At 60.8% G+C, this 17,716-nt stretch carries 16 protein-coding genes; 8 read left to right on the top strand and 8 right to left on the bottom strand.

Annotated elements, in window-relative coordinates; translation table 11 throughout:
- Positions 1–101: 101 nt before the first annotated feature.
- Positions 102–1,493: a COG3014 family protein gene (locus ACIONG_RS21225; protein ID WP_401302526.1), complete on the bottom strand. Its 1,392-nt coding sequence runs from the start codon at positions 1,491–1,493 to the stop codon at positions 102–104.
- A 178-nt stretch (positions 1,494–1,671) separates the two neighbouring features.
- Here ACIONG_RS21225 and ACIONG_RS21220 point away from each other — a divergent pair, with 178 nt between their 5' ends.
- From ACIONG_RS21220 to ACIONG_RS21210, 3 genes are all read left to right on the top strand, one after another.
- Positions 1,672–2,571, top strand: a complete 900-nt coding sequence (locus ACIONG_RS21220; RefSeq protein WP_401302524.1) for a LysR substrate-binding domain-containing protein — start codon at positions 1,672–1,674, stop codon at positions 2,569–2,571.
- 85 nt (positions 2,572–2,656) lie between these two features.
- Positions 2,657–4,552, top strand: coding sequence for an FTR1 family protein (locus tag ACIONG_RS21215; protein WP_401302522.1), 1,896 nt, complete (start codon positions 2,657–2,659; stop codon positions 4,550–4,552).
- A 108-nt stretch (positions 4,553–4,660) separates the two neighbouring features.
- Positions 4,661–5,116 (top strand): YaiI/YqxD family protein, encoded by a 456-nt coding sequence (locus ACIONG_RS21210; protein WP_315445066.1) that lies wholly within the window; start codon positions 4,661–4,663, stop codon positions 5,114–5,116.
- A gap of 140 nt (positions 5,117–5,256) precedes the next feature.
- Here ACIONG_RS21210 and elbB read toward each other — a convergent pair whose 3' ends face one another.
- Positions 5,257–5,925 carry an isoprenoid biosynthesis glyoxalase ElbB gene (gene elbB / locus ACIONG_RS21205; protein WP_103302530.1) on the bottom strand — a complete coding sequence of 223 codons (669 nt, stop codon included), beginning with the start codon at positions 5,923–5,925 and terminating at the stop codon, positions 5,257–5,259.
- Positions 5,926–6,040: 115 nt separating this feature from the next.
- Here elbB and ACIONG_RS21200 point away from each other — a divergent pair, with 115 nt between their 5' ends.
- The gene (locus ACIONG_RS21200; RefSeq protein ID WP_401302519.1) at positions 6,041–7,276 is read left to right on the top strand and encodes a sterol desaturase family protein; all 1,236 of its coding nucleotides are present in this window, start codon (positions 6,041–6,043) and stop codon (positions 7,274–7,276) included.
- Here ACIONG_RS21200 and ACIONG_RS21195 read toward each other — a convergent pair.
- A complete protein-coding gene (locus ACIONG_RS21195; protein ID WP_103302528.1) occupies positions 7,257–7,907 on the bottom strand; it encodes a DedA family protein in 651 nt (216 codons plus the stop codon). The two genes, ACIONG_RS21200 and ACIONG_RS21195, sit on opposite strands and share 20 nt — an antisense overlap.
- A gap of 207 nt (positions 7,908–8,114) precedes the next feature.
- Between ACIONG_RS21195 and hemB the strand changes: the two genes are divergently transcribed.
- Positions 8,115–9,128, top strand: a complete 1,014-nt coding sequence (hemB, locus tag ACIONG_RS21190) for a porphobilinogen synthase (RefSeq protein ID WP_401302517.1) — start codon at positions 8,115–8,117, stop codon at positions 9,126–9,128.
- 18 nt (positions 9,129–9,146) lie between these two features.
- Entirely contained in the window at positions 9,147–11,372 is a 2,226-nt protein-coding gene (gene ppk1, locus ACIONG_RS21185) for a polyphosphate kinase 1 (protein WP_103302526.1), read from the top strand.
- Between the two features lie 180 nt (positions 11,373–11,552).
- On the opposite strand, the gene ppx is transcribed toward ppk1, so the two are convergent.
- The 5 genes from ppx to ACIONG_RS21160 form a co-directional block, all read right to left on the bottom strand.
- Positions 11,553–13,055: an exopolyphosphatase gene (gene ppx, locus ACIONG_RS21180; protein ID WP_103302525.1), complete on the bottom strand. Its 1,503-nt coding sequence runs from the start codon at positions 13,053–13,055 to the stop codon at positions 11,553–11,555.
- Between the two features lie 235 nt (positions 13,056–13,290).
- Positions 13,291–14,028: an amino acid ABC transporter ATP-binding protein gene (locus ACIONG_RS21175; RefSeq protein ID WP_401302514.1), complete on the bottom strand. Its 738-nt coding sequence runs from the start codon at positions 14,026–14,028 to the stop codon at positions 13,291–13,293.
- The gene (locus tag ACIONG_RS21170; protein ID WP_401302512.1) at positions 14,015–14,665 is read right to left on the bottom strand and encodes an amino acid ABC transporter permease; all 651 of its coding nucleotides are present in this window, start codon (positions 14,663–14,665) and stop codon (positions 14,015–14,017) included. Before ACIONG_RS21170 ends, ACIONG_RS21175 begins: the two co-directional genes overlap by 14 nt.
- The gene (locus ACIONG_RS21165; RefSeq protein WP_213026920.1) at positions 14,662–15,330 is read right to left on the bottom strand and encodes an amino acid ABC transporter permease; all 669 of its coding nucleotides are present in this window, start codon (positions 15,328–15,330) and stop codon (positions 14,662–14,664) included. The genes ACIONG_RS21170 and ACIONG_RS21165 overlap by 4 nt, the downstream gene beginning before the upstream one ends.
- A 21-nt stretch (positions 15,331–15,351) precedes the next feature.
- The gene (locus tag ACIONG_RS21160; RefSeq protein WP_103302521.1) at positions 15,352–16,137 is read right to left on the bottom strand and encodes a transporter substrate-binding domain-containing protein; all 786 of its coding nucleotides are present in this window, start codon (positions 16,135–16,137) and stop codon (positions 15,352–15,354) included.
- Between the two features lie 255 nt (positions 16,138–16,392).
- Here ACIONG_RS21160 and ACIONG_RS21155 point away from each other — a divergent pair, with 255 nt between their 5' ends.
- Complete coding sequence (locus tag ACIONG_RS21155; protein WP_401302510.1) at positions 16,393–17,100, top strand: FadR/GntR family transcriptional regulator; 708 nt, start codon at positions 16,393–16,395, stop codon at positions 17,098–17,100.
- Positions 17,101–17,220: 120 nt separating this feature from the next.
- Positions 17,221–17,550, top strand: a complete 330-nt coding sequence (trxA, locus tag ACIONG_RS21150) for a thioredoxin TrxA (protein ID WP_003206727.1) — start codon at positions 17,221–17,223, stop codon at positions 17,548–17,550.
- Positions 17,551–17,716 lie beyond the last annotated feature (166 nt).

Genomic DNA, 17,716 nt, shown 5'->3' with positions numbered 1-17,716 from the left:
CTTTAATGCCGTTTCGCAATAGCGAGGGCGCGGCATTATAGGCGGGCGGTGCTGGCTATGTAATAGCTTTTTAATTGCAATTGTTAGTTTGGTGCCATTAGTTATTTCAGACCGGATACGCGGTTGTCCGCAGAAGCTCCGGGCTGAAAAGCGCTGCCATTCGCGAAGATACGGTCTCCCAGCACGCGCAGGCCAATCATCTGACGGTTCTGATCGATACGGATTTTCAGCGGCACAGTGGCATTCGGCAGGCTGATCAGGTGATCGCCCTTTTTCAGGCGCAAACGCGCGACCTGTGTGAGATTGGGCAGGGTGCGCCAAGTGCGTGTATCGGCCTGCTCGAAACCATCCCAGTGAGTCACGTATGAGGCCTTGCTCGGATCGCGGCGATTGTCGGTGCCCTGAACGTCTGCTGCGAGGAATGCCCGGTAGGTGGTGCGCTGAATAATCCCCGGCATATCGTCACGCAACGTCCGCAAGGACATGTCAGTGATGTTGTTGACCGCGATCAGCTTTTTCTGGCGCCCGTCGATGCTGACCTGGCTGATTGGCTGGGTGGAGGTGTCGGGCACCATCACCGGGAAGGAGATATTGGCAACGATGACTTGCCCGTCCGCCAGCTTCACCGGGTAGGGCACACGCACCGAACTGCGCGCGGGCGCCAGGCCACTTTGCACGATGATCAGCACGTCGCTTTCGTCGGCTTTGAGTCCGGGGCTGTCGAGGTCGCGCAATGCTTGCTGGAAAAACGCCATGTCCGGGCGCAGCTCAATGGCCTGACGATAACCCGGTGCCGCGAGATCCTTTTCACCCAGCGCTTCGTAGGTGAACCCGGCGAGATAGTGGCTGAACGCACTCTGATAACCGTTTTTCAACGCAATGACGGCGGGCGAATCGAGCATGACTACCGGGTAACCTTGCAGATCCTTGTAGTGCACGCGCGCGCCCTGAGCCTTGGCCGCTGCTTCGACGCGTTCGTATTCCAGTTCTCGCTGACGGGCGATCAGCGTTTCTCGCTCGTGGGTTTTCTTGATGTCGGCACGGGCGCCGTCGAAGTCATTCGCGGACAACTGGTTGAGGGTCATTTGCGTGGTCAGCATGACCTTTTCGTAGTCGTAGCCATCGTAACGGCGAATCTTGTCGTTGATGATGCCGCCCCAGTGATCGCCCATCGCGGCGAGCAATTTATCGCCGGTGGTTTCGATAGTGTCCTGACGCTGAATGATCATCTGTTCGGCACTGCGCCACGCCACCTGACTCTGCGGCAGCTCACCGCCGGCACTGAGGACTGCACCTTTCTCCAGGTAATAGAGCAAATCCTTTTCGGCATCGGGGTTGTGCGCTTCGATCAGTGCGAGTGAGCCGTCGACGTTGCCGGACTTGAGCTGGTCGGTGGTCTGTTGCAGTTCCAGGTCGTAATTGCGGTAAGCGCCGCATCCCGCCAGTTGCACAAGGGTCGCGATCATGAGGGGCAGCAACAGGCATTGGCGCATTGGAAGGGGTCATCCTTGAGCAGAAAAACGACAAGTCGACGCAGTATAGAGGTGAGTAGTGGCCATATGCTGCTCTGTTTTGCGCCGACACTTCGTGCCCTGCAACGGTTACAGGTGGGATGGCCGAGTGGATTGAGCTAGCCTTGGCCACCTGTCTTTCACTGAGTCCGGGACTTCAATGAATCAACTGCTGGCCATGCGTGCGTTTCGTTGCATCGTCGAATGTCGCGGCTTCAGCGCCGCCGCCGAGCGACTCGACACCACGCACTCGACGGTCTCCCGGCAGTTGCAGCAGTTGGAAACCGAGCTCGGCACGCGCTTGATCAACCGCAACACCCGGCGCTTCAGCCTGACCACCGCCGGGCAGCAGTATTACGCCGCGTGCGTGGACATTCTTGATCGACTGGATCAAGCCGCCATCGCAGTCGGTCAGGCCCATGAAAGCCCCAGCGGCGTTCTGCGTATCAGCGCACCGATGGTGATCGGCACGCTGGAGCTGGCGAACTGGCTCCCGGCGTTTCAGCAGCGTTACCCCGATATTGAGGTCGATCTGTCCTGCGATGATCGCTTCGTCGATCTGATTGCCGAAGGTTTCGATGTTGCGCTGCGCATTTGCGGGCCACTGGCGGACTCGTCATTGGTGGCGCGATTGCTCACGGTCTCGGACATGTTGCTGGTGGCATCGCCGGCTTATGTGGCGCGCCATGGTCTGGTGCGTCAGGCCCGGGAGTTGACCGGGCATCAATTGTTGGCGTTTACCGGTGGCAGCGACTGGTTGTTGTCCGATGCGCGCGGAGCCACCACGCCGCTCCGGGCACAAGGTCACTTCAAGGCGAACTCGATCAGCTCACTGCATGCTGCCGCGCTGGCCGGTGTCGGCATCGCCTCATTCACCCGGGCCACGGTTCAGGACGACTTGTTGAGCGGGCGGCTGGTGCAGATCCTGCCCAACTGCACCCTCGGCCAGCGGCATTATTACGCGCTGTATCCGCATGCCCGACATGTCGCACTGAAGGTCAAAGTGTTCGTTGATTTCATGACCGAGCATTACCGGAACCTGAGCACACCCACGCGTTAAAAACGCCGAAACGCCGACAAAGCTTGAGGGAAACGTGTTCGAAGTGAACAATATGTAACTTCGCATTTCCACTTGAGACCTCTTCATGACTGCCTCGTCCCGATTTCTGGCCTGGCTGGTGTTTCCGTTGTGCGCCCTGAGCAGCTTCAACCTGCTGGCCGATACCGTGGAAGGCGCACCGCAAGCGCTGCACCTGCTTGATTACATCAGCGCCGACTACCCGCAGACGGTCGCGGCGGGCAAAGTCGTCGACGACTCCGAATATCGCGAGCAGCTCGAGTTCACTCAGGCGCTGCAAGGCTTGATCGCCGACATGCCGGCCAAACCCGAGAAAGCGGCGCTAGAGCAGGGTGTCGAAGCGCTGCACGCGGCGATCACGGCGAAGCAGGACGGCGCCGACGTTGCCCGTCAGGCCCGGCAACTGGGCGCACAACTGGCCGTGGCGTATGAAGTCAGCCAGGCGCCGATCATCACCCCGGATCCGACCCGTGGCGCGCCGCTGTATGCGCAAAACTGCTCGGTGTGCCACGGTGACAGCGGCGCCGGCGACGGTCCGGCAGGTCTGGGCATGACGCCAGCTCCGGCCAATCTGCGTGACGCGGCGCGTCTGGATCACCTGAGTCTGTACGCGATCTACAACACCCTCGGCCAAGGCGTCGAAGGCACCGACATGCCGGCGTTTGCCGATCAACTGGATGATCGTCAGCGTTGGGATCTGGCCACCTACATCGCCGGCTTCAGCGCCGACGCTGCGGCGGCCACCTCCGAGAAAACCTACAACATCGCCGATCTGGCTCGCCAGACGCCGGCCGAAGTGCAGGCCGCCGAAGGTCCGCAAGCCGCTGCGACGTTCCGTGCCCAACGTGCACAGCCGCCGCAGGTCAAACGCGGCCCGGCGCAGTTGCTCGACTACACCGCGGCAACCCTGGACAAGAGCCTCGCGGCTTACCGTGCCGGAGCACATGATCAGGCCTACGACCTGTCGGTAGCGGCGTATCTGGAAGGTTTCGAACTGGTTGAAAGTTCGCTGGATAACGTCGACGCCAACGTGCGCAAGGACACCGAGAAGTCGCTGATGGCTTACCGGCAGTCGTTGCAGGACGGCCTGCCGGTCGAACAAGCCGAAGAACGTCTGGACGCGGCGAAAGCCAAACTCAAAGAGTCCGCCGGGTTGCTCGGCAGCGATGGTCTGAGCTGGTCGCTGAGCTACATTTCCGGCCTGCTGATTCTGCTGCGTGAAGGTCTGGAAGCGATTCTGGTGCTGGCGGCGATCCTCGCGTTCTTGCGCAACACCGGTCAGCAATCGGCGGTGCGCAGCGTCAACGTCGGTTGGGGCCTGGCGTTGCTGGCCGGCCTCGGCACTTGGGCGCTGGCGGCGTACGTGATCGACGTCAGCGGTTCGCAACGTGAGCTTCTGGAAGGTGCGACGGCGCTGTTCGCCAGTGTGATGGTGTTGTGGCTCGGCGTGTGGATGCACGACCGTCGCCACGCCGCGGCCTGGCAGGATTACATCAAGAGCAGCCTGGTGGGCGGCGGCGGGCGTTTTGGTTTCGCGATTCTGGCGTTCTTCTCGGTCTATCGCGAACTCTTCGAAGTGATCCTGTTCTACGAAACCCTGTGGCTGCAGGCCGGTCCTGCCGGGCATGACGCGGTGCTCGCCGGTGGGGCGACGGCGCTGGTGCTGCTGGTCGGTCTGGCGTGGGTGATCCTGCGCGGTTCGGCGAAACTGCCGCTGACACTGTTCTTCAGCATCAACGCCGCGCTGCTGTGCGCGCTGTCGGTGGTGTTTGCCGGGCATGGCGTGAAGGCGTTGCAGGAAGCCGGAATCTTCGGCACGCGGCCGGTGGCGTTCTTCGAGTTCGATTGGCTGGGGATTCACGCCGATGCCTATTCGCTGACGGCGCAGGCTGTGGCGATCCTGGCGATTGTTGTGTTGTACGGGCGCAGTTGGGTGGCCGAGAAGAAGCGGGTCACCGCTTAACCGCATTCGCTGCGCTCACATTCGCGGGCAAGCCCGCTCCCACAGGATTTGCGCGTAACCTGTGGGAGCGGGCTTGCCCGCGATGCTTTTTGGGAAGAGGAAAAGATGATGCGTGTATGGATCGATGCCGACGCCTGCCCTCGGCAGGCGAAGGATCTGGTGGTGAAGTTCGCCCTCAAGCGCCAGTTCGAGGTGGTGCTGGTGGCGGGTCAGCCGCAGACCAAACCGGGGCTGGCCATCGTCAAGCTGATCGTGGTGCCGAGCGGCCCGGATGCGGCGGACGATTATCTGGTCGAGCACGCGGTGCCTGGTGAGCTGGTGATCTGCAGCGATATCCCGCTGGCCGATCGGCTGGTGAAGAAGGGCGTGGCGGCGCTGGATCCGCGCGGCAAGGAGTTCGATGCGCAGAACATGGGCGAGCGCCTGGCCGTACGCAACCTGTTCACCGATCTGCGTGAGCAGGGTCAGATGAGTGGCGGCCCCGCACCGTTCGGCGATCGCGAGAAGCAGGCGTTCGCCAATGCGCTGGACCGGATTCTCACCCGTCTTTCACGGCAATCCTGATTCATCCGAACATCTGTGGCGAGGGGATTTATCCCCGATGGCTCGCGAAGCGGGCCCCTCTTGATCTTGAAAAGATGGGGGCCTGCTGCGCAGGCCATCGGGGATAAATCCCCTCACCACAACGGGTTTAGCAATTAAGGTCAGGCATCGTTCTCGTGGGTCAGTTCGAGGACGCGGTCGACGAGTTTGTTGATCCCCGACGCCGCTTCGCTGATGTTCTGCGCCAGCATGTACGCCGGGGTGGTCACCAGTTTGCGCGCCTTGTCTTCGACGATGTCGGTCACCGCGCAGTCTTCGTGGGTTGCGCCCATCTTGTTCATCGCCGTGGCGGTGTCGGCGTCGTTGCCAATGGTGCAGGTCACGCCCGGGCCGTAGATCTTTGCCGCGAGTGCCGGCGAGATGCACATCAGACCGACCGGTTTGCCCGCTTCGGCGAACGCTTCGGCCAACGCCAGAACCTCAGGCTGCACGGTGCAACCCGCGCCCTCGACGGCGAAGTTTGAAAGGTTTTTCGCCGCGCCAAAACCGCCCGGCACGATCAGCGCATCGAAGTCGTCGACATCGGCCTCGCGGATGTCCTTGATGTTGCCGCGAGCGATGCGTGCCGATTCCACCAGCACATTGCGCGACTCGGGCATTTCTTCACCGGTCAGGTGATTGATCACATGCAATTGCGCGATGTTCGGCGCGAAGCACTGCACCTGCGCGCCGCGTTGATCGAGGCGCAGCAGGGTGATGACGCTCTCGTGGATTTCGGCGCCGTCGTATACGCCACTGCCGGACAGGATCACTGCAACTTTTTTGCTCATGGGTTTCTCTCCAGATTCATGGCGCTAAATGTCCACTAATTTGTCGTGTGTTGCCATAGGGTTAAGGGGCGGCTACACCTAGGATCTGTCCTTGGTATTCCAGTCAGGACGCGTCATGGACTTCATTCTGTATGCGGTGCCGTTTTTCCTGGTGTTGATCGCGGTGGAACTGATCGCTGACCGTTGGCGCGGGGTGAGCAACTATCGCCTGGCCGACGCGGTGAACAGCATCAGCACCGGAGTGCTGTCGACTACCACCGGCCTTTTGACCAAAGGTGTCGGCCTCCTGACGTACGCCTTTGCCCTGGAGCATCTGGCGTTGTTCAAGCTTTCGGCAGACAGCCCTTGGGTCTGGGCGTTTGCCTTCGTCCTCTATGACTTCTGCTACTACTGGCTGCACCGCATGGGGCATGAGCGCAACATCCTCTGGGCGGCGCACTCGGTGCATCACCAGAGCGAGGAGTACAACCTCTCTACTGCGCTGCGCCAGACCAGTACCGGGTTTCTGCTCGGCTGGATTTTTTTCCTGCCGATGGCCGTGCTGGGTGTGCCGCTGCTGGTGTTCGTCAGCGTCGCGGCGCTGAACCTGCTTTATCAATTCTGGGTGCACACCAAGCACATTCCCAAACTCGGCTGGTTCGAGTGGTGCTTCGTCACGCCATCCAATCATCGGGCTCACCATGCACAGAACGCTCTCTACATGGATCGCAACTACGGCGGGGTGTTCATTCTTTGGGATCGACTGTTCGGCACGTTTCAGGAAGAGGACGACAACGAACCGGTGATTTTCGGCGTGACCACGCCGCTGGCGAGCTGGAATCCGCTATGGGCGAATCTGCAGTTTTATGCGCAGTTGTGGGATGACGCGCGGCGGGCCGAGAGTCGGTGGGACAAACTGCGGATCTGGTTCATGCGCACCGGTTGGCGGCCAGCGGACGTCGCGGCGAAGTATCCGATGAGCAAACCGGATCTGACCCGGTTCCGTAAATTCGAAGTGCCGCTTGAGCGCCGCCAGCAGTGGTACGTGGCGCTGCAGTTCTGCGTCTATATCGCGTTGGGCAGTTACTTGATGAATCTGGAACACAGCCTGCCGATCGCCGCGTTGTTGCTCGGCTGGGGCGCGGTGGCGTTCGGTGTGTTTGGGTTGGGCGTAACCCTGGAGAATCGCCCGTGGGCGCTGAAGGTAGAACTGCTGCGGCTGGCGTTGAACCTGCCATTGGTGTGGCTGGCGCCGCTGGTCGGGCTATGGCCGGCCAGCCCGTTGGTGTGGGCCGGCCTGTTCGGTTACAGCCTGCTCAGTGGCATCGGGCTGTATGGCTGTCGCCAGCGAATTACTCGGCTGGCGTCTTAGGTTCGGCGGCTTTGGCCTGTTCAGCCTGGTGCAACTGCGCGGCTTTCGCGGCTTGCTCGTCGGCGTAGACCTGCTTCGCCAGACGGGCATTCTTGAAGCGACGACGCAGCCACAGGCCAACGCCCAATACCAGCAACGCCCCGAGTACCCACAGCTCGTATTTCTTGATACTGCCGAGCATGCCTTCCAGCACCGCGCCGAAGTGATAAGCGGCGGCTGCCAGTGCGGTGGCCCAGATCGCTGCGCCAATCCCGTTCAAAAGCAGATAACGTCCCGGCGGATAACCCGACAGGCCGATGGCCACCGGCATCACCGTGCGCAAGCCGTAAACGAAGCGGAAGCTCAGAACCCAGATGTCCGGATGCTTGCGGATGTGCTCCAGCGCGCGGTCGCCCATCAGCTGCCAGCGCGGCTTGCGCGCGAGCAATTTGCGCCCGTGCTTGCGGCCCAGGAAGTACCACAGCTGATCGCCGGCATAGCTGCCGAAGAACGCCACGACCACCACCAGATTGATGTCCATGTAGCCACGGAACGCAAGGAAGCCCGCGAGCACCAGGATGGTTTCGCCTTCGAAGAACGTGCCGAGGAACAAGGCAAAGTAGCCAAAGTCATGCAGAAATTGTTGGAGCATTGTCTGGGTGCTGGCGAAATGAACGCGCAGCCTAACCCTTCGGACACATTCATGAAAGTGTCGAAATGTGTCTCGACGTGAACAATTCCTACACTGAGAATGGAATGCGGCTACATGTCACGGGTCTCACACAACTGTCATCTGTTAGTCATAATGGCCGTCTATAACTGTCACGCTCGCCCGTTTGCGCGGGCTCAGGAGTCTGCCGTGAGCTTTACCCCTGCCAACCGTTTATTCCCAGCCACGCGCCTGCGCCGCAATCGCCGTGATGATTTTTCGCGTCGGCTGGTGCGGGAAAATGTGCTGACGGTCGATGACTTGATCCTGCCGGTGTTCGTGCTCGACGGTGAAAACCGTCGCGAAGCCGTGGCGTCGATGCCGGGTGTAGAGCGTTTGACCATCGACCTGCTGCTTGAAGAAGCGGCGAAATGGGTCGAGCTGGGGATTCCGGCGCTGGCGCTGTTCCCGGTGACGCCACCTGAACTGAAATCCCTCGACGCTGCCGAAGCCTGGAATCCTGAAGGCATCGCCCAGCGTGCGACCCGCGCGTTGCGTGATCGCTTTCCGGAACTGGGGGTGATCACCGACGTCGCCCTCGATCCGTTCACCACCCACGGTCAGGACGGCATTCTCGACGCAGACGGCTACGTGCAGAACGACATCACCGTCGACGCACTGGTCCGCCAGGCCTTGTCCCATGCCGAGGCTGGCGCTCAAGTGGTTGCGCCGTCGGACATGATGGACGGCCGTATCCAGGCGATCCGCGAGGCGCTGGAGATTGCCGGACACGTCAATGTGCGGATCATGGCCTATTCAGCCAAGTACGCTAGCGCCTATTACGGCCCGTTCCGCGATGCCGTGGGTTCGGCTTCGAACCTGGGCAAGGCGAACAAGGCTTCCTATCAGATGGACCCGGCCAACAGCGACGAAGCGCTGCACGAAGTCGGCGCGGACTTGTCTGAAGGCGCGGACATGGTCATGGTCAAACCGGGCATGCCGTACCTGGACATTCTTTTCCGGGTAAAAGATGCCTTCAAAGTGCCGACCTTCGTCTATCAGGTTAGCGGCGAATACGCCATGCACATGGCGGCGATCCAGAATGGCTGGTTGAGCGAGGCGGTGATTCTTGAATCACTGACCGCCTTTAAACGTGCCGGCGCTGATGGCATCCTGACTTACTTTGCTGTCCGCGCCGCTCAATTGTTACGAGAGCAGAAATAGCCCTCCCAGGAACATTCGATGAATACCGAAGGACTCACAGAAGTTGCAGTAAAAGAAGCTCAGCCGGTGGTGGAGCAAATCACCGAAACCCCGCCGGAACTGGAGCCTGCGCCACCCGCGCCGGTCACCGAACCTGCTGCGGCGGCACCGGTGATAGCGATTCCCGGCCTGGATGACAGCAGCCTGTATATCCATCGCGAGCTTTCGCAACTGCAATTCAACATCCGCGTGCTGGAGCAGGCGCTGGACGAGTCCTATCCGTTGCTGGAGCGGCTGAAGTTCCTGCTGATCTTCTCCAGTAACCTCGACGAATTCTTCGAAATCCGCGTTGCCGGCCTTAAAAAGCAGATCACCTTCGCCCGTGAACAGGCCGGCGCCGATGGCCTGCAACCGCATCAAGCGCTGGCGCGGATCAGTGAGCTGGTCCACGGTCATGTTGACCGTCAGTACGCGATCCTCAACGATATCCTGCTGCCGGAGCTGGAAAAGCATCAGGTGCGCTTCATCCGTCGCCGCCACTGGACGACCAAGATCAAAACCTGGGTGCGCCGCTATTTCCGCGACGAGATCGCACCGATCATCACCCCGATCGGCCTCGACCCGACGCACCCGTTCCCGTTGCTGGTGAACAAGAGCCTGAACTTCATCGTCGAGCTCGAAGGCATCGACGCCTTCGGTCGCGATTCCGGTCTGGCAATCATCCCGGCACCGCGCCTGTTGCCACGGATCATCAAGGTGCCGGAAGAAGTCGGCGGTGCCGGCGACAACTATGTGTTCCTCTCGTCGATGATCCACGCTCACGCCGATGACCTGTTCCAGGGCATGAAGGTAAAAGGCTGCTACCAGTTCCGCCTCACCCGGAACGCTGACCTGGCGCTGGATTCCGAAGACGTCGAAGACCTTGCCCGCGCCCTGCGTGGCGAGTTGTTCTCGCGGCGTTACGGTGACGCGGTGCGTCTGGAAGTCGCCGACACGTGCCCGAAACACCTGTCGGACTACCTGCTCAAGCAGTTCAACCTGAGCGAGACCGAGCTGTATCAGGTCAACGGCCCGGTCAACCTGACGCGTCTGTTCAGCATCACCGGTCTGGACAGCCATCCGGAGCTGCAATACACGCCGTTCACCCCGCAGATCCCGAAACTGCTGCAGAACAGCGAAAACATTTTCAGCGTGGTCAGCAAGCAGGACATCCTGCTGCTGCACCCGTTCGAGTCGTTCACCCCGGTGGTCGACCTGCTGCGCCAGGCGGCGAAAGACCCGCACGTTCTGGCCGTGCGCCAGACGCTGTACCGCTCCGGCGCCAACTCGGAAATCGTCGATGCGCTGGTAGACGCTGCGCGTAACGGCAAGGAAGTCACGGCGGTCATCGAACTGCGTGCGCGTTTTGACGAAGAATCCAACCTGCAACTGGCCAGCCGTCTGCAAGCAGCGGGCGCGGTGGTGATCTACGGCGTGGTCGGCTTCAAGACCCACGCCAAGATGATGCTGATCCTGCGTCGCGAGGCCGGCGAGATTGTGCGTTACGCGCACCTCGGCACCGGTAACTATCACGCCGGCAACGCCAAGCTCTACACCGACTACAGCTTGCTGACCTCCGACGATGCCTTGTGCGAAGACGTCGGCAAACTGTTCAGCCAGTTGATCGGCATGGGTAAAACGCTGCGCATGAAGAAGCTGTTGCATGCGCCGTTTACCCTTAAGAAGGGCATGCTCGACATGATTGCCCGCGAAACCCAGTTCGCCGTCGAAGGCAAACCGGCGCACATCATTGCCAAGTTCAACTCGCTGACCGATCCGAAGATCATTCGCGCGCTGTACAAGGCCAGCCAGTCCGGCGTGCGCATCGATCTGGTGGTGCGTGGCATGTGCTGCCTGCGGCCGGGCATTGCCGGGGTTTCGCACAACATTCATGTGCGCTCGATCATCGGCCGCTTCCTTGAGCACACCCGGGTGTTCTACTTCCTTAATGGCGGCGAGGAGCAGATGTTCCTCTCCAGTGCCGACTGGATGGAGCGCAACCTCGACAAGCGCGTCGAGACTTGCTTCCCGGTGGAAGGCAAGAAACTGCTGACCCGGGTGAAGAAAGAGCTGGAGCTGTACCTGACCGACAACACTCACAGCTGGAGCTTGCAGTCGGATGGTCGTTATATCCGCAACACGCCGACCGGCAACCAGAACCCGCGCAGTGCGCAGGCGACGTTGCTGGAGCGGTTGGGCAGCCCGATTTTGCCGGTGAGCAGCTGACCTTCAGCCCATAAAAAAGGCGATCCCACGGGATCGCCTTTTTTGTGCCTGCCGTTCACTCACCTGTGGCGAGGGGATTTATCCCCGATGGGGCGCGAAGCGGCCCCGGTCTTTTTCCCCAAAAAAAGCTGGGACTGCTCCGCAGTCCATCGGGGATAAATCCCCTCGCCACAAGGGTTATCAGTGGACGGTGAGGACGATGCCAACCCGCGTCAACCAATCCGCCTCAAGCCCGAAATCCGCCTGAGTCAGCTGATTCTCATCCAGCCAGTTTTCCGGGAATTCCACATCCAGAGTGTTGCCCTTCGCATGCAAAACCACCTGCGGCATCGCCTGCGTGCCGCGAATGTGGTGGAACAGAATGGCAAAGCGCAGCAACACGCAGAGGCGGATCAGCTTGTCGCCGTCGTCACCGAAATCGGCAAACTTGTCCTTGGGAATGTTGCGGCGATGGCCGCGCACCAGCAGGGCGAGCATTTGCTGATCTTCGCGGGAGAACCCGGCCAGATCCGAGTGCTCGATCAGGTAGGCGCCGTGCTTGTGGTAGTGATAGTGGGCGATGTCGAGGCCGACTTCGTGCACTTTCGCAGCCCAGCCCAGCAGTTCGCGCCAGATACCGTCATCCAGTTCCCAGTCCGCAGCCACCTGATCGAAGGCGTGCAGGGCTTTGCGTTCAACCCGCGCGGCCTGTTCCAGGTCGACGTGATAGCGCTCCATCAGCGAGGTCAGGGTGCGTTCGCGTACGTCTTCGTGATGGTGGCGACCGAGCAGGTCGTAGAGCACGCCTTCACGCAGCGCACCGTCGCAGTGATCCATGCGTTGCAGTTCAAGGGCGTCGAAGATCGCTTCGAGAATCGCCAGACCTGCCGGGAAAATTGCCCGGCGATCAGGCTTGATGCCTTCGAAATCGATCTTGTCGACATCGCCGAGTTTGAACAGCCGGCGCTTGAGCCACGCCAGACCTTCGGCATTCACTTCGCCGGTGCCGTGCCCGCCGGCCTTCAGCGCCAGGCCGATGGCGCGGATGGTGCCCGAGGAGCCGATGGCTTCATCCCAGGTCAGGCGATGCAGGGCGTGTTCGATGCTCATGATCTCCAGTCGCGCCGCCGTGTAAGCCTGGGCATAGCGGGCCGGGGTGATCTTGCCGTCCTTGAAATAGCGTTGAGTGAAGCTGACGCAACCCATTTGCAGGCTTTCGCGCAGCAGCGGTTCGAAGCGCTGGCCAATGATGAATTCGGTACTGCCACCGCCGATGTCGGCGACCAGGCGTTTGCCCGGGGTGTCGGCGAGGGTGTGCGACACGCCCAGATAGATCAGGCGCGCCTCTTCACGGCCGGAGATGACTTCCACCGGGTGACCGAGGATTTCTTCGGCGCGGTGGATGAATTCGAGGCGGTTGCGCGCTTCGCGCAGGGCGTTGGTGCCGACGATGCGTACGGCGCCCAGCGGCATACCGTTGATCAGTTGGGCAAAACGCTTGAGGCAATCGAGGCCACGTTGCATCGATTCTTCGTTGAGCTGGCGCTGATCGTCGATGCCGGCGGCCAGCTGAACCTTTTCGCCCAGGCGCTCGAGAATGCGGATTTCGCCGTTCTGGGCCTTGGCCACGACCATGTGAAAGCTGTTGGAGCCCAGGTCGATTGCGGCGATCAGGGACAGATTCTTGGCTTGGGATTGCGGCATGGTCTGGGGGTCTCGGTCGATAACCCCGACATCGTGCCACGATCAAACGCTGGCGCCAACGCGCATGGTTGAAACCGTTGATTCAGCGCAGAAAAGCTTGAGACCGCGGCGCGGTCAATCGCGGGCAAGCCCGCTCCCACAGGTTTTTGTGTCGAACAGACAATCATGTTCCGCCGCAGAACCCTGTGGGAGCGGGCTTGCCCGCGAAGGGGCCGCTAAAGTCCCTGAATAACCTTCAGGCTGTCGCTTCAACCGTACCAATGAAGTTGGCCAATTCCGCCGTCTGCGGATTGGCAAACAACACCTTCGGATCCCCCACCTCATGCACCTTGCCGTGGTGCATGAACACCAGTTTGTCCCCCACCTCGCGGGCGAAGCGCATTTCATGGGTAACCATGATCAGTGTCATGCCTTCCTTGGCCAATTGCCGCACCACGCTGAGCACTTCGTTGACCAGTTCCGGGTCGAGCGCCGAGGTGATCTCGTCACACAGCAGCACCTTGGGCGACATCGCCAGCGCCCGGGCAATCGCCACCCGTTGCTGTTGCCCGCCGGACAACCGATCCGGGAAGGCATCAAATTTCTCCCCCAGGCCGACCCGTTCGAGCATCTTGCGCGCCAGATCCGCAGCCTTGGCCTTGGGCACCTTCTGCACCACTTGCGGCGCGAGCATCACGTTTTCACCCACGGTCAGGTGCGGGAACAGGTTGAACTGCTGAAACACCATGCCGACCTTCTGCCGCAGGCTGCGCAGGTCGGCGCGGGCGGCGTCGAGGTACTCGCCGTCGACTTCGATCACGCCGTCGTTGATCGATTCCAGGCCATTGAGCGTGCGCAGCAGGGTCGATTTGCCCGAGCCGCTGCGGCCGATGATTGCCACCACCTGGCCTTCCTCGACGCTGAGGTCGATACCTTTGAGCACGTGGTGATCGCCGTAGTATTTATGCAGGGCGGAAATTCTAAGCAGAGGCATGCAGTCTCCTTTCCAGGTAGCGCGCACTGAGGGACAAGGGGTAGCAGAGCAGGAAGTAGCCGAGGGCGACGAGGCCGTAGACCATGAACGGTTCGAACGTGGCGTTGGCGAGCATGCCGCCGGTCTTGGTCAGTTCGGTGAAACCGATGATTGAGGTCACGGCGGTGCCTTTGACCACTTGCACCGAAAAGCCCACGGTCGGCGCCACGGCAATGCGCAAGGCTTGCGGCAGGATCACGTAGCGCAGCTGTTCCAGTGGATTCAGCGCCAGACTCGCCGAGGCTTCCCATTGGCCATTCGCGATCGATCCGACGCAACCACGCCAGATCTCCGCCAGATAGGCACTGGTGAACAGCGTCAGAGCAATCGCCGCCGCCATCCACGGCGAGATCTCGATCCCCGCCAGTGCGACGCCGAAGAACACCAGAAACAGCTGCATCAACAGCGGCGTGCCCTGAAACAGTTCGATCCAGGTCCGGGCAATGTTGCTCGACACAGAGTTTTTCGAGATACGCATGATCAGGATCAGCAGCCCGACGAGGCCACCGCCGATAAACGCCACCAGCGACAACGCCAGCGTCCATTGCAGACCGGTGAGCAGGTTGCGCAGGATGTCCCAGAAGGTGAAGTCGCTCATTGGCTGCTCCTCGCGATGTAGCGGCGGCCGACCCAGTTCAGCAGTTGGCGGATCAGCAGCGCCATGCACAGGTAGATCAGCGTGGTCAGCGCGTAGGTTTCAAAAGCGCGGAAGTTGCGCGACTGAATGAAGTTGGCGGCGAAGCTCAGCTCCTCGGTGGCGATCTGCGAACACACCGCCGAGCCGAGCATGACGATGATGATCTGGCTGCTCAGCGCCGGCCAGACCTTGCCCAGCGCCGGCAGCAGCACCACATGGCGGAACGCCTCGAAGCGCGTCATTGCCAGCGCGGCGGCGGCTTCCAGTTGCCCGCGCGGAATCGCCTGAATGCCGGCGCGAATTATCTCGGTCGAATACGCGCCCAGGTTGATCACCATCGCCAGCACCGCTGCCTGCCACTCGGAAATCTGTACACCAAGCGACGGCAAGCCGAAGAAGATGAAGAACAGTTGCACCAGAAACGGCGTGTTGCGGATCAACTCGACGTAGACGCCGAAGATCGCCGAGAACGGGCGAATATTCCACGCCCGCACCAGCGCCCCGACAATGCCCACGCCAACCCCGAGCAGCGCGCCAATGGCCGTCAACTCAAGGGTGAACAGCGCGCCGCGCAGCAACAGGTCGGTGTTTTCCAGCACCGGCATGAAATCGAACTGATAAGCCATGAAAGTCTCCCGCGCAGTCGATCAGAGATCGGCCGGCAGCGGCTCTTTCAGCCAGGTCTGCGAGTTCTTTTCCAGAGCGCCGTCAGCCTTGGCGGTGGTCAGGATGTCGTTGACCTTGGCCAGCAGCGCCGCTTCGTTCTTGTTCACGCCAACGTAGACCGGCGAATCCTTGAGCTTCACTTTCAGGGCTGGCACACGTTTTGGGTTCTTTTCGCTGATCGCGACCATCACCACGTTGCCGCTGGCGATCAGGTCGACTTGGCCGGCGAGGTACGCGGCGATGGTCGAGTTGTTGTCTTCGAAGCGCTTGATGGTCACGCCTTCGGGGGCAACCTTGGTCAGCTCGATGTCTTCGATGGCGCCACGGGTGACGCTGATGGTTTTGCCTTTGAGGTCGTCAAGGTTGGCGATCGCAGCGTCTGGCGGGCCGAACACGGCGAGGTAGAACGGCGCGTAGGCGCGAGAAAAATCGATGACTTTCTCGCGCTCGGGGTTTTTGCCGAGGCTGGAAATCACCAGGTCGACCTTGCCGGTGGTCAGGAACGGGATGCGGTTAGTGCTGTTGACCGGCGTCAGTTCGAGTTTGACCTTGAGTTGATCGGCCAGCAGTTTCGCCGTATCGATGTCCAGGCCACGAGGCTTCATGTCCGGGCCGACCGAGCCGAAAGGCGGGAAGTCCTGGGGCACCGCAACTTTCAATGTGCCGCGTTTGACCACATCGTCGAGACCGTCGGCGTGAGCAGGGGCCTGGCTTAGCAGCAGAGAGGAGAACAGGGCGGCGAGGAGGGCGCTGTAACGCTTGGTCATGGACAATCTCCGGATCGGCGGGAAGTTAAATCTGCGATCGGACAGAGCATGTGCCGTGCCAATACGCGGGTTTTGCCCCGGCAGGCCGCAGTTTCAGTGGGTTTGTTCGGTCTTACTGGTCTGAACAGTCAGGTAGTTTTTCGCACTGCCATGGCGCATCGGTCCGCCGCACCGAACCCCGCTGGGGCACGACTTGCCGGACTCGGCGAATAGCTTTACAACTAGCCGCACATTGGCCTGGCGCGTCTGAAAAACATGAATTCGATCTCCCGTGCGGTACCCGAAGTGGCGCTGCAAGCGATCCGCAAACTGATCACCGAACAGGGCTTTGGCGCGGGCGACGCCTTGCCGTCACAGCGCGATCTGGCGTTGCAGTTGGGTGTCAGCCGCGCTTCGTTGCGTGAGGCGTTGTCGTCGCTGAGTGCCCTCGGGGTGGTCAGCATTCAGCCGGGCAAGGGGGTTTTCGTACAGTCACCGGTCGAGTTGTCGCGCGGTGAGAATGCTCCAGGCTGGTCGTTCGCGGCGCAGGCCTCGCCGCTGGATATCTTTCAACTTCGCTATGCACTCGAAGGCTTTGCCGCCGGGCTGGCGGCGGTGACGCTGAGCACGTTCGATCTGGATGTGCTGGAAGACAACGTGGCGGCGATGCGCGAGCAGTTGAAGGCTGGCGATTTTGAAGCAGCGGCAAAACTGGACTTTGAATTCCACCGGCGAATCCTGCTGGCCAGCGGTAATCAGGCGATGCTGAGCATCCTCACCGCCAGCGCCGAGATCTTCCTGGAGAGCCAGAAACTACCGTTCATCCGCGCCGAACGGGCCATGGAAACCTGGCAGGAGCACCGCAAGATCCTTCGTGCACTGGCTCGCCGTGCCTCGGGCGCTGCACAAAAAGCCATGCAGGAGCACGTGCGCAACGCGGCACTGCGCACCGGAATCGCTTTCATCGCCCCCGCCACGGCGTGACTTGAGCTATACCCAAACTCATGGGGCACCATAGCAAGACTCAATCATCTGCGGCTTCCTGAACCGGGGAAGGGCGGATATGATGGGCCACGTTTTTTTGCTTACAACCTGGAGAATTCCATGAGCAGCGATCTTATCAAACACGTTAGCGACGCTAGCTTCGAAGCCGACGTACTCAAGGCCGAAGGCGCTGTACTGGTCGACTACTGGGCTGAATGGTGTGGCCCTTGCAAAATGATCGCTCCGGTTCTGGACGAGATTGCCGAGACTTACAAAGGCAAGCTGACCGTTGCCAAACTGAACATCGACGAGAACCAGGAAACCCCGGCCAAGCACGGCGTGCGTGGTATCCCGACACTGATGCTGTTCAAGAACGGCAACGTTGAAGCGACCAAAGTCGGCGCCCTGTCGAAGTCGCAACTGGCTGCTTTCCTCGACGCCAACATCTAAGCGTCGCTGTAAAGTGCCTGAAAAAAAGCCCCGCAATTAGCGGGGCTTTTTGCGTATTCAGGGCTAGACGCTCCGAAACTCAGGTGGTACATTCGGCCCCGCACTGGTTTCTCCACTGCCCCCTGCTAGCCGTCGCCGACGCACTCCTTTTCGAATAAGTTCGCGA

Origin of the sequence: Pseudomonas sp. NPDC087817 (assembly GCF_044742875.1) — a bacterium.
Classification (GTDB): Bacteria; Pseudomonadota; Gammaproteobacteria; order Pseudomonadales; family Pseudomonadaceae; genus Aquipseudomonas.
Note: the sequence above shows the minus strand (reverse complement) of the source record. Positions and strands in the feature narration are given on the sequence as shown.

What these genes read in the sequence shown, in the direction of transcription:
- elbB (WP_103302530.1), bottom strand. Translation starts at nt 5,925, where the DNA reads ATGAGCAAAAAAGTTGCAGTGATCCTGTCCGGCAGTGGCGTATACGAC.
- trxA (WP_003206727.1), top strand. Translation starts at nt 17,221, where the DNA reads ATGAGCAGCGATCTTATCAAACACGTTAGCGACGCTAGCTTCGAAGCC.
- ACIONG_RS21195 (WP_103302528.1), bottom strand. Translation starts at nt 7,907, where the DNA reads ATGCTCCAACAATTTCTGCATGACTTTGGCTACTTTGCCTTGTTCCTC.
- ACIONG_RS21210 (WP_315445066.1), top strand. Translation starts at nt 4,661, where the DNA reads ATGCGTGTATGGATCGATGCCGACGCCTGCCCTCGGCAGGCGAAGGAT.
- ppk1 (WP_103302526.1), top strand. Translation starts at nt 9,147, where the DNA reads ATGAATACCGAAGGACTCACAGAAGTTGCAGTAAAAGAAGCTCAGCCG.
- ACIONG_RS21200 (WP_401302519.1), top strand. Translation starts at nt 6,041, where the DNA reads ATGGACTTCATTCTGTATGCGGTGCCGTTTTTCCTGGTGTTGATCGCG.
- ppx (WP_103302525.1), bottom strand. Translation starts at nt 13,055, where the DNA reads ATGCCGCAATCCCAAGCCAAGAATCTGTCCCTGATCGCCGCAATCGAC.
- ACIONG_RS21215 (WP_401302522.1), top strand. Translation starts at nt 2,657, where the DNA reads ATGACTGCCTCGTCCCGATTTCTGGCCTGGCTGGTGTTTCCGTTGTGC.
- ACIONG_RS21170 (WP_401302512.1), bottom strand. Translation starts at nt 14,665, where the DNA reads ATGAGCGACTTCACCTTCTGGGACATCCTGCGCAACCTGCTCACCGGT.
- ACIONG_RS21225 (WP_401302526.1), bottom strand. Translation starts at nt 1,493, where the DNA reads ATGCGCCAATGCCTGTTGCTGCCCCTCATGATCGCGACCCTTGTGCAA.
- ACIONG_RS21160 (WP_103302521.1), bottom strand. Translation starts at nt 16,137, where the DNA reads ATGACCAAGCGTTACAGCGCCCTCCTCGCCGCCCTGTTCTCCTCTCTG.
- ACIONG_RS21165 (WP_213026920.1), bottom strand. Translation starts at nt 15,330, where the DNA reads ATGGCTTATCAGTTCGATTTCATGCCGGTGCTGGAAAACACCGACCTG.
- ACIONG_RS21220 (WP_401302524.1), top strand. Translation starts at nt 1,672, where the DNA reads ATGAATCAACTGCTGGCCATGCGTGCGTTTCGTTGCATCGTCGAATGT.
- ACIONG_RS21155 (WP_401302510.1), top strand. Translation starts at nt 16,393, where the DNA reads ATGAATTCGATCTCCCGTGCGGTACCCGAAGTGGCGCTGCAAGCGATC.
- ACIONG_RS21175 (WP_401302514.1), bottom strand. Translation starts at nt 14,028, where the DNA reads ATGCCTCTGCTTAGAATTTCCGCCCTGCATAAATACTACGGCGATCAC.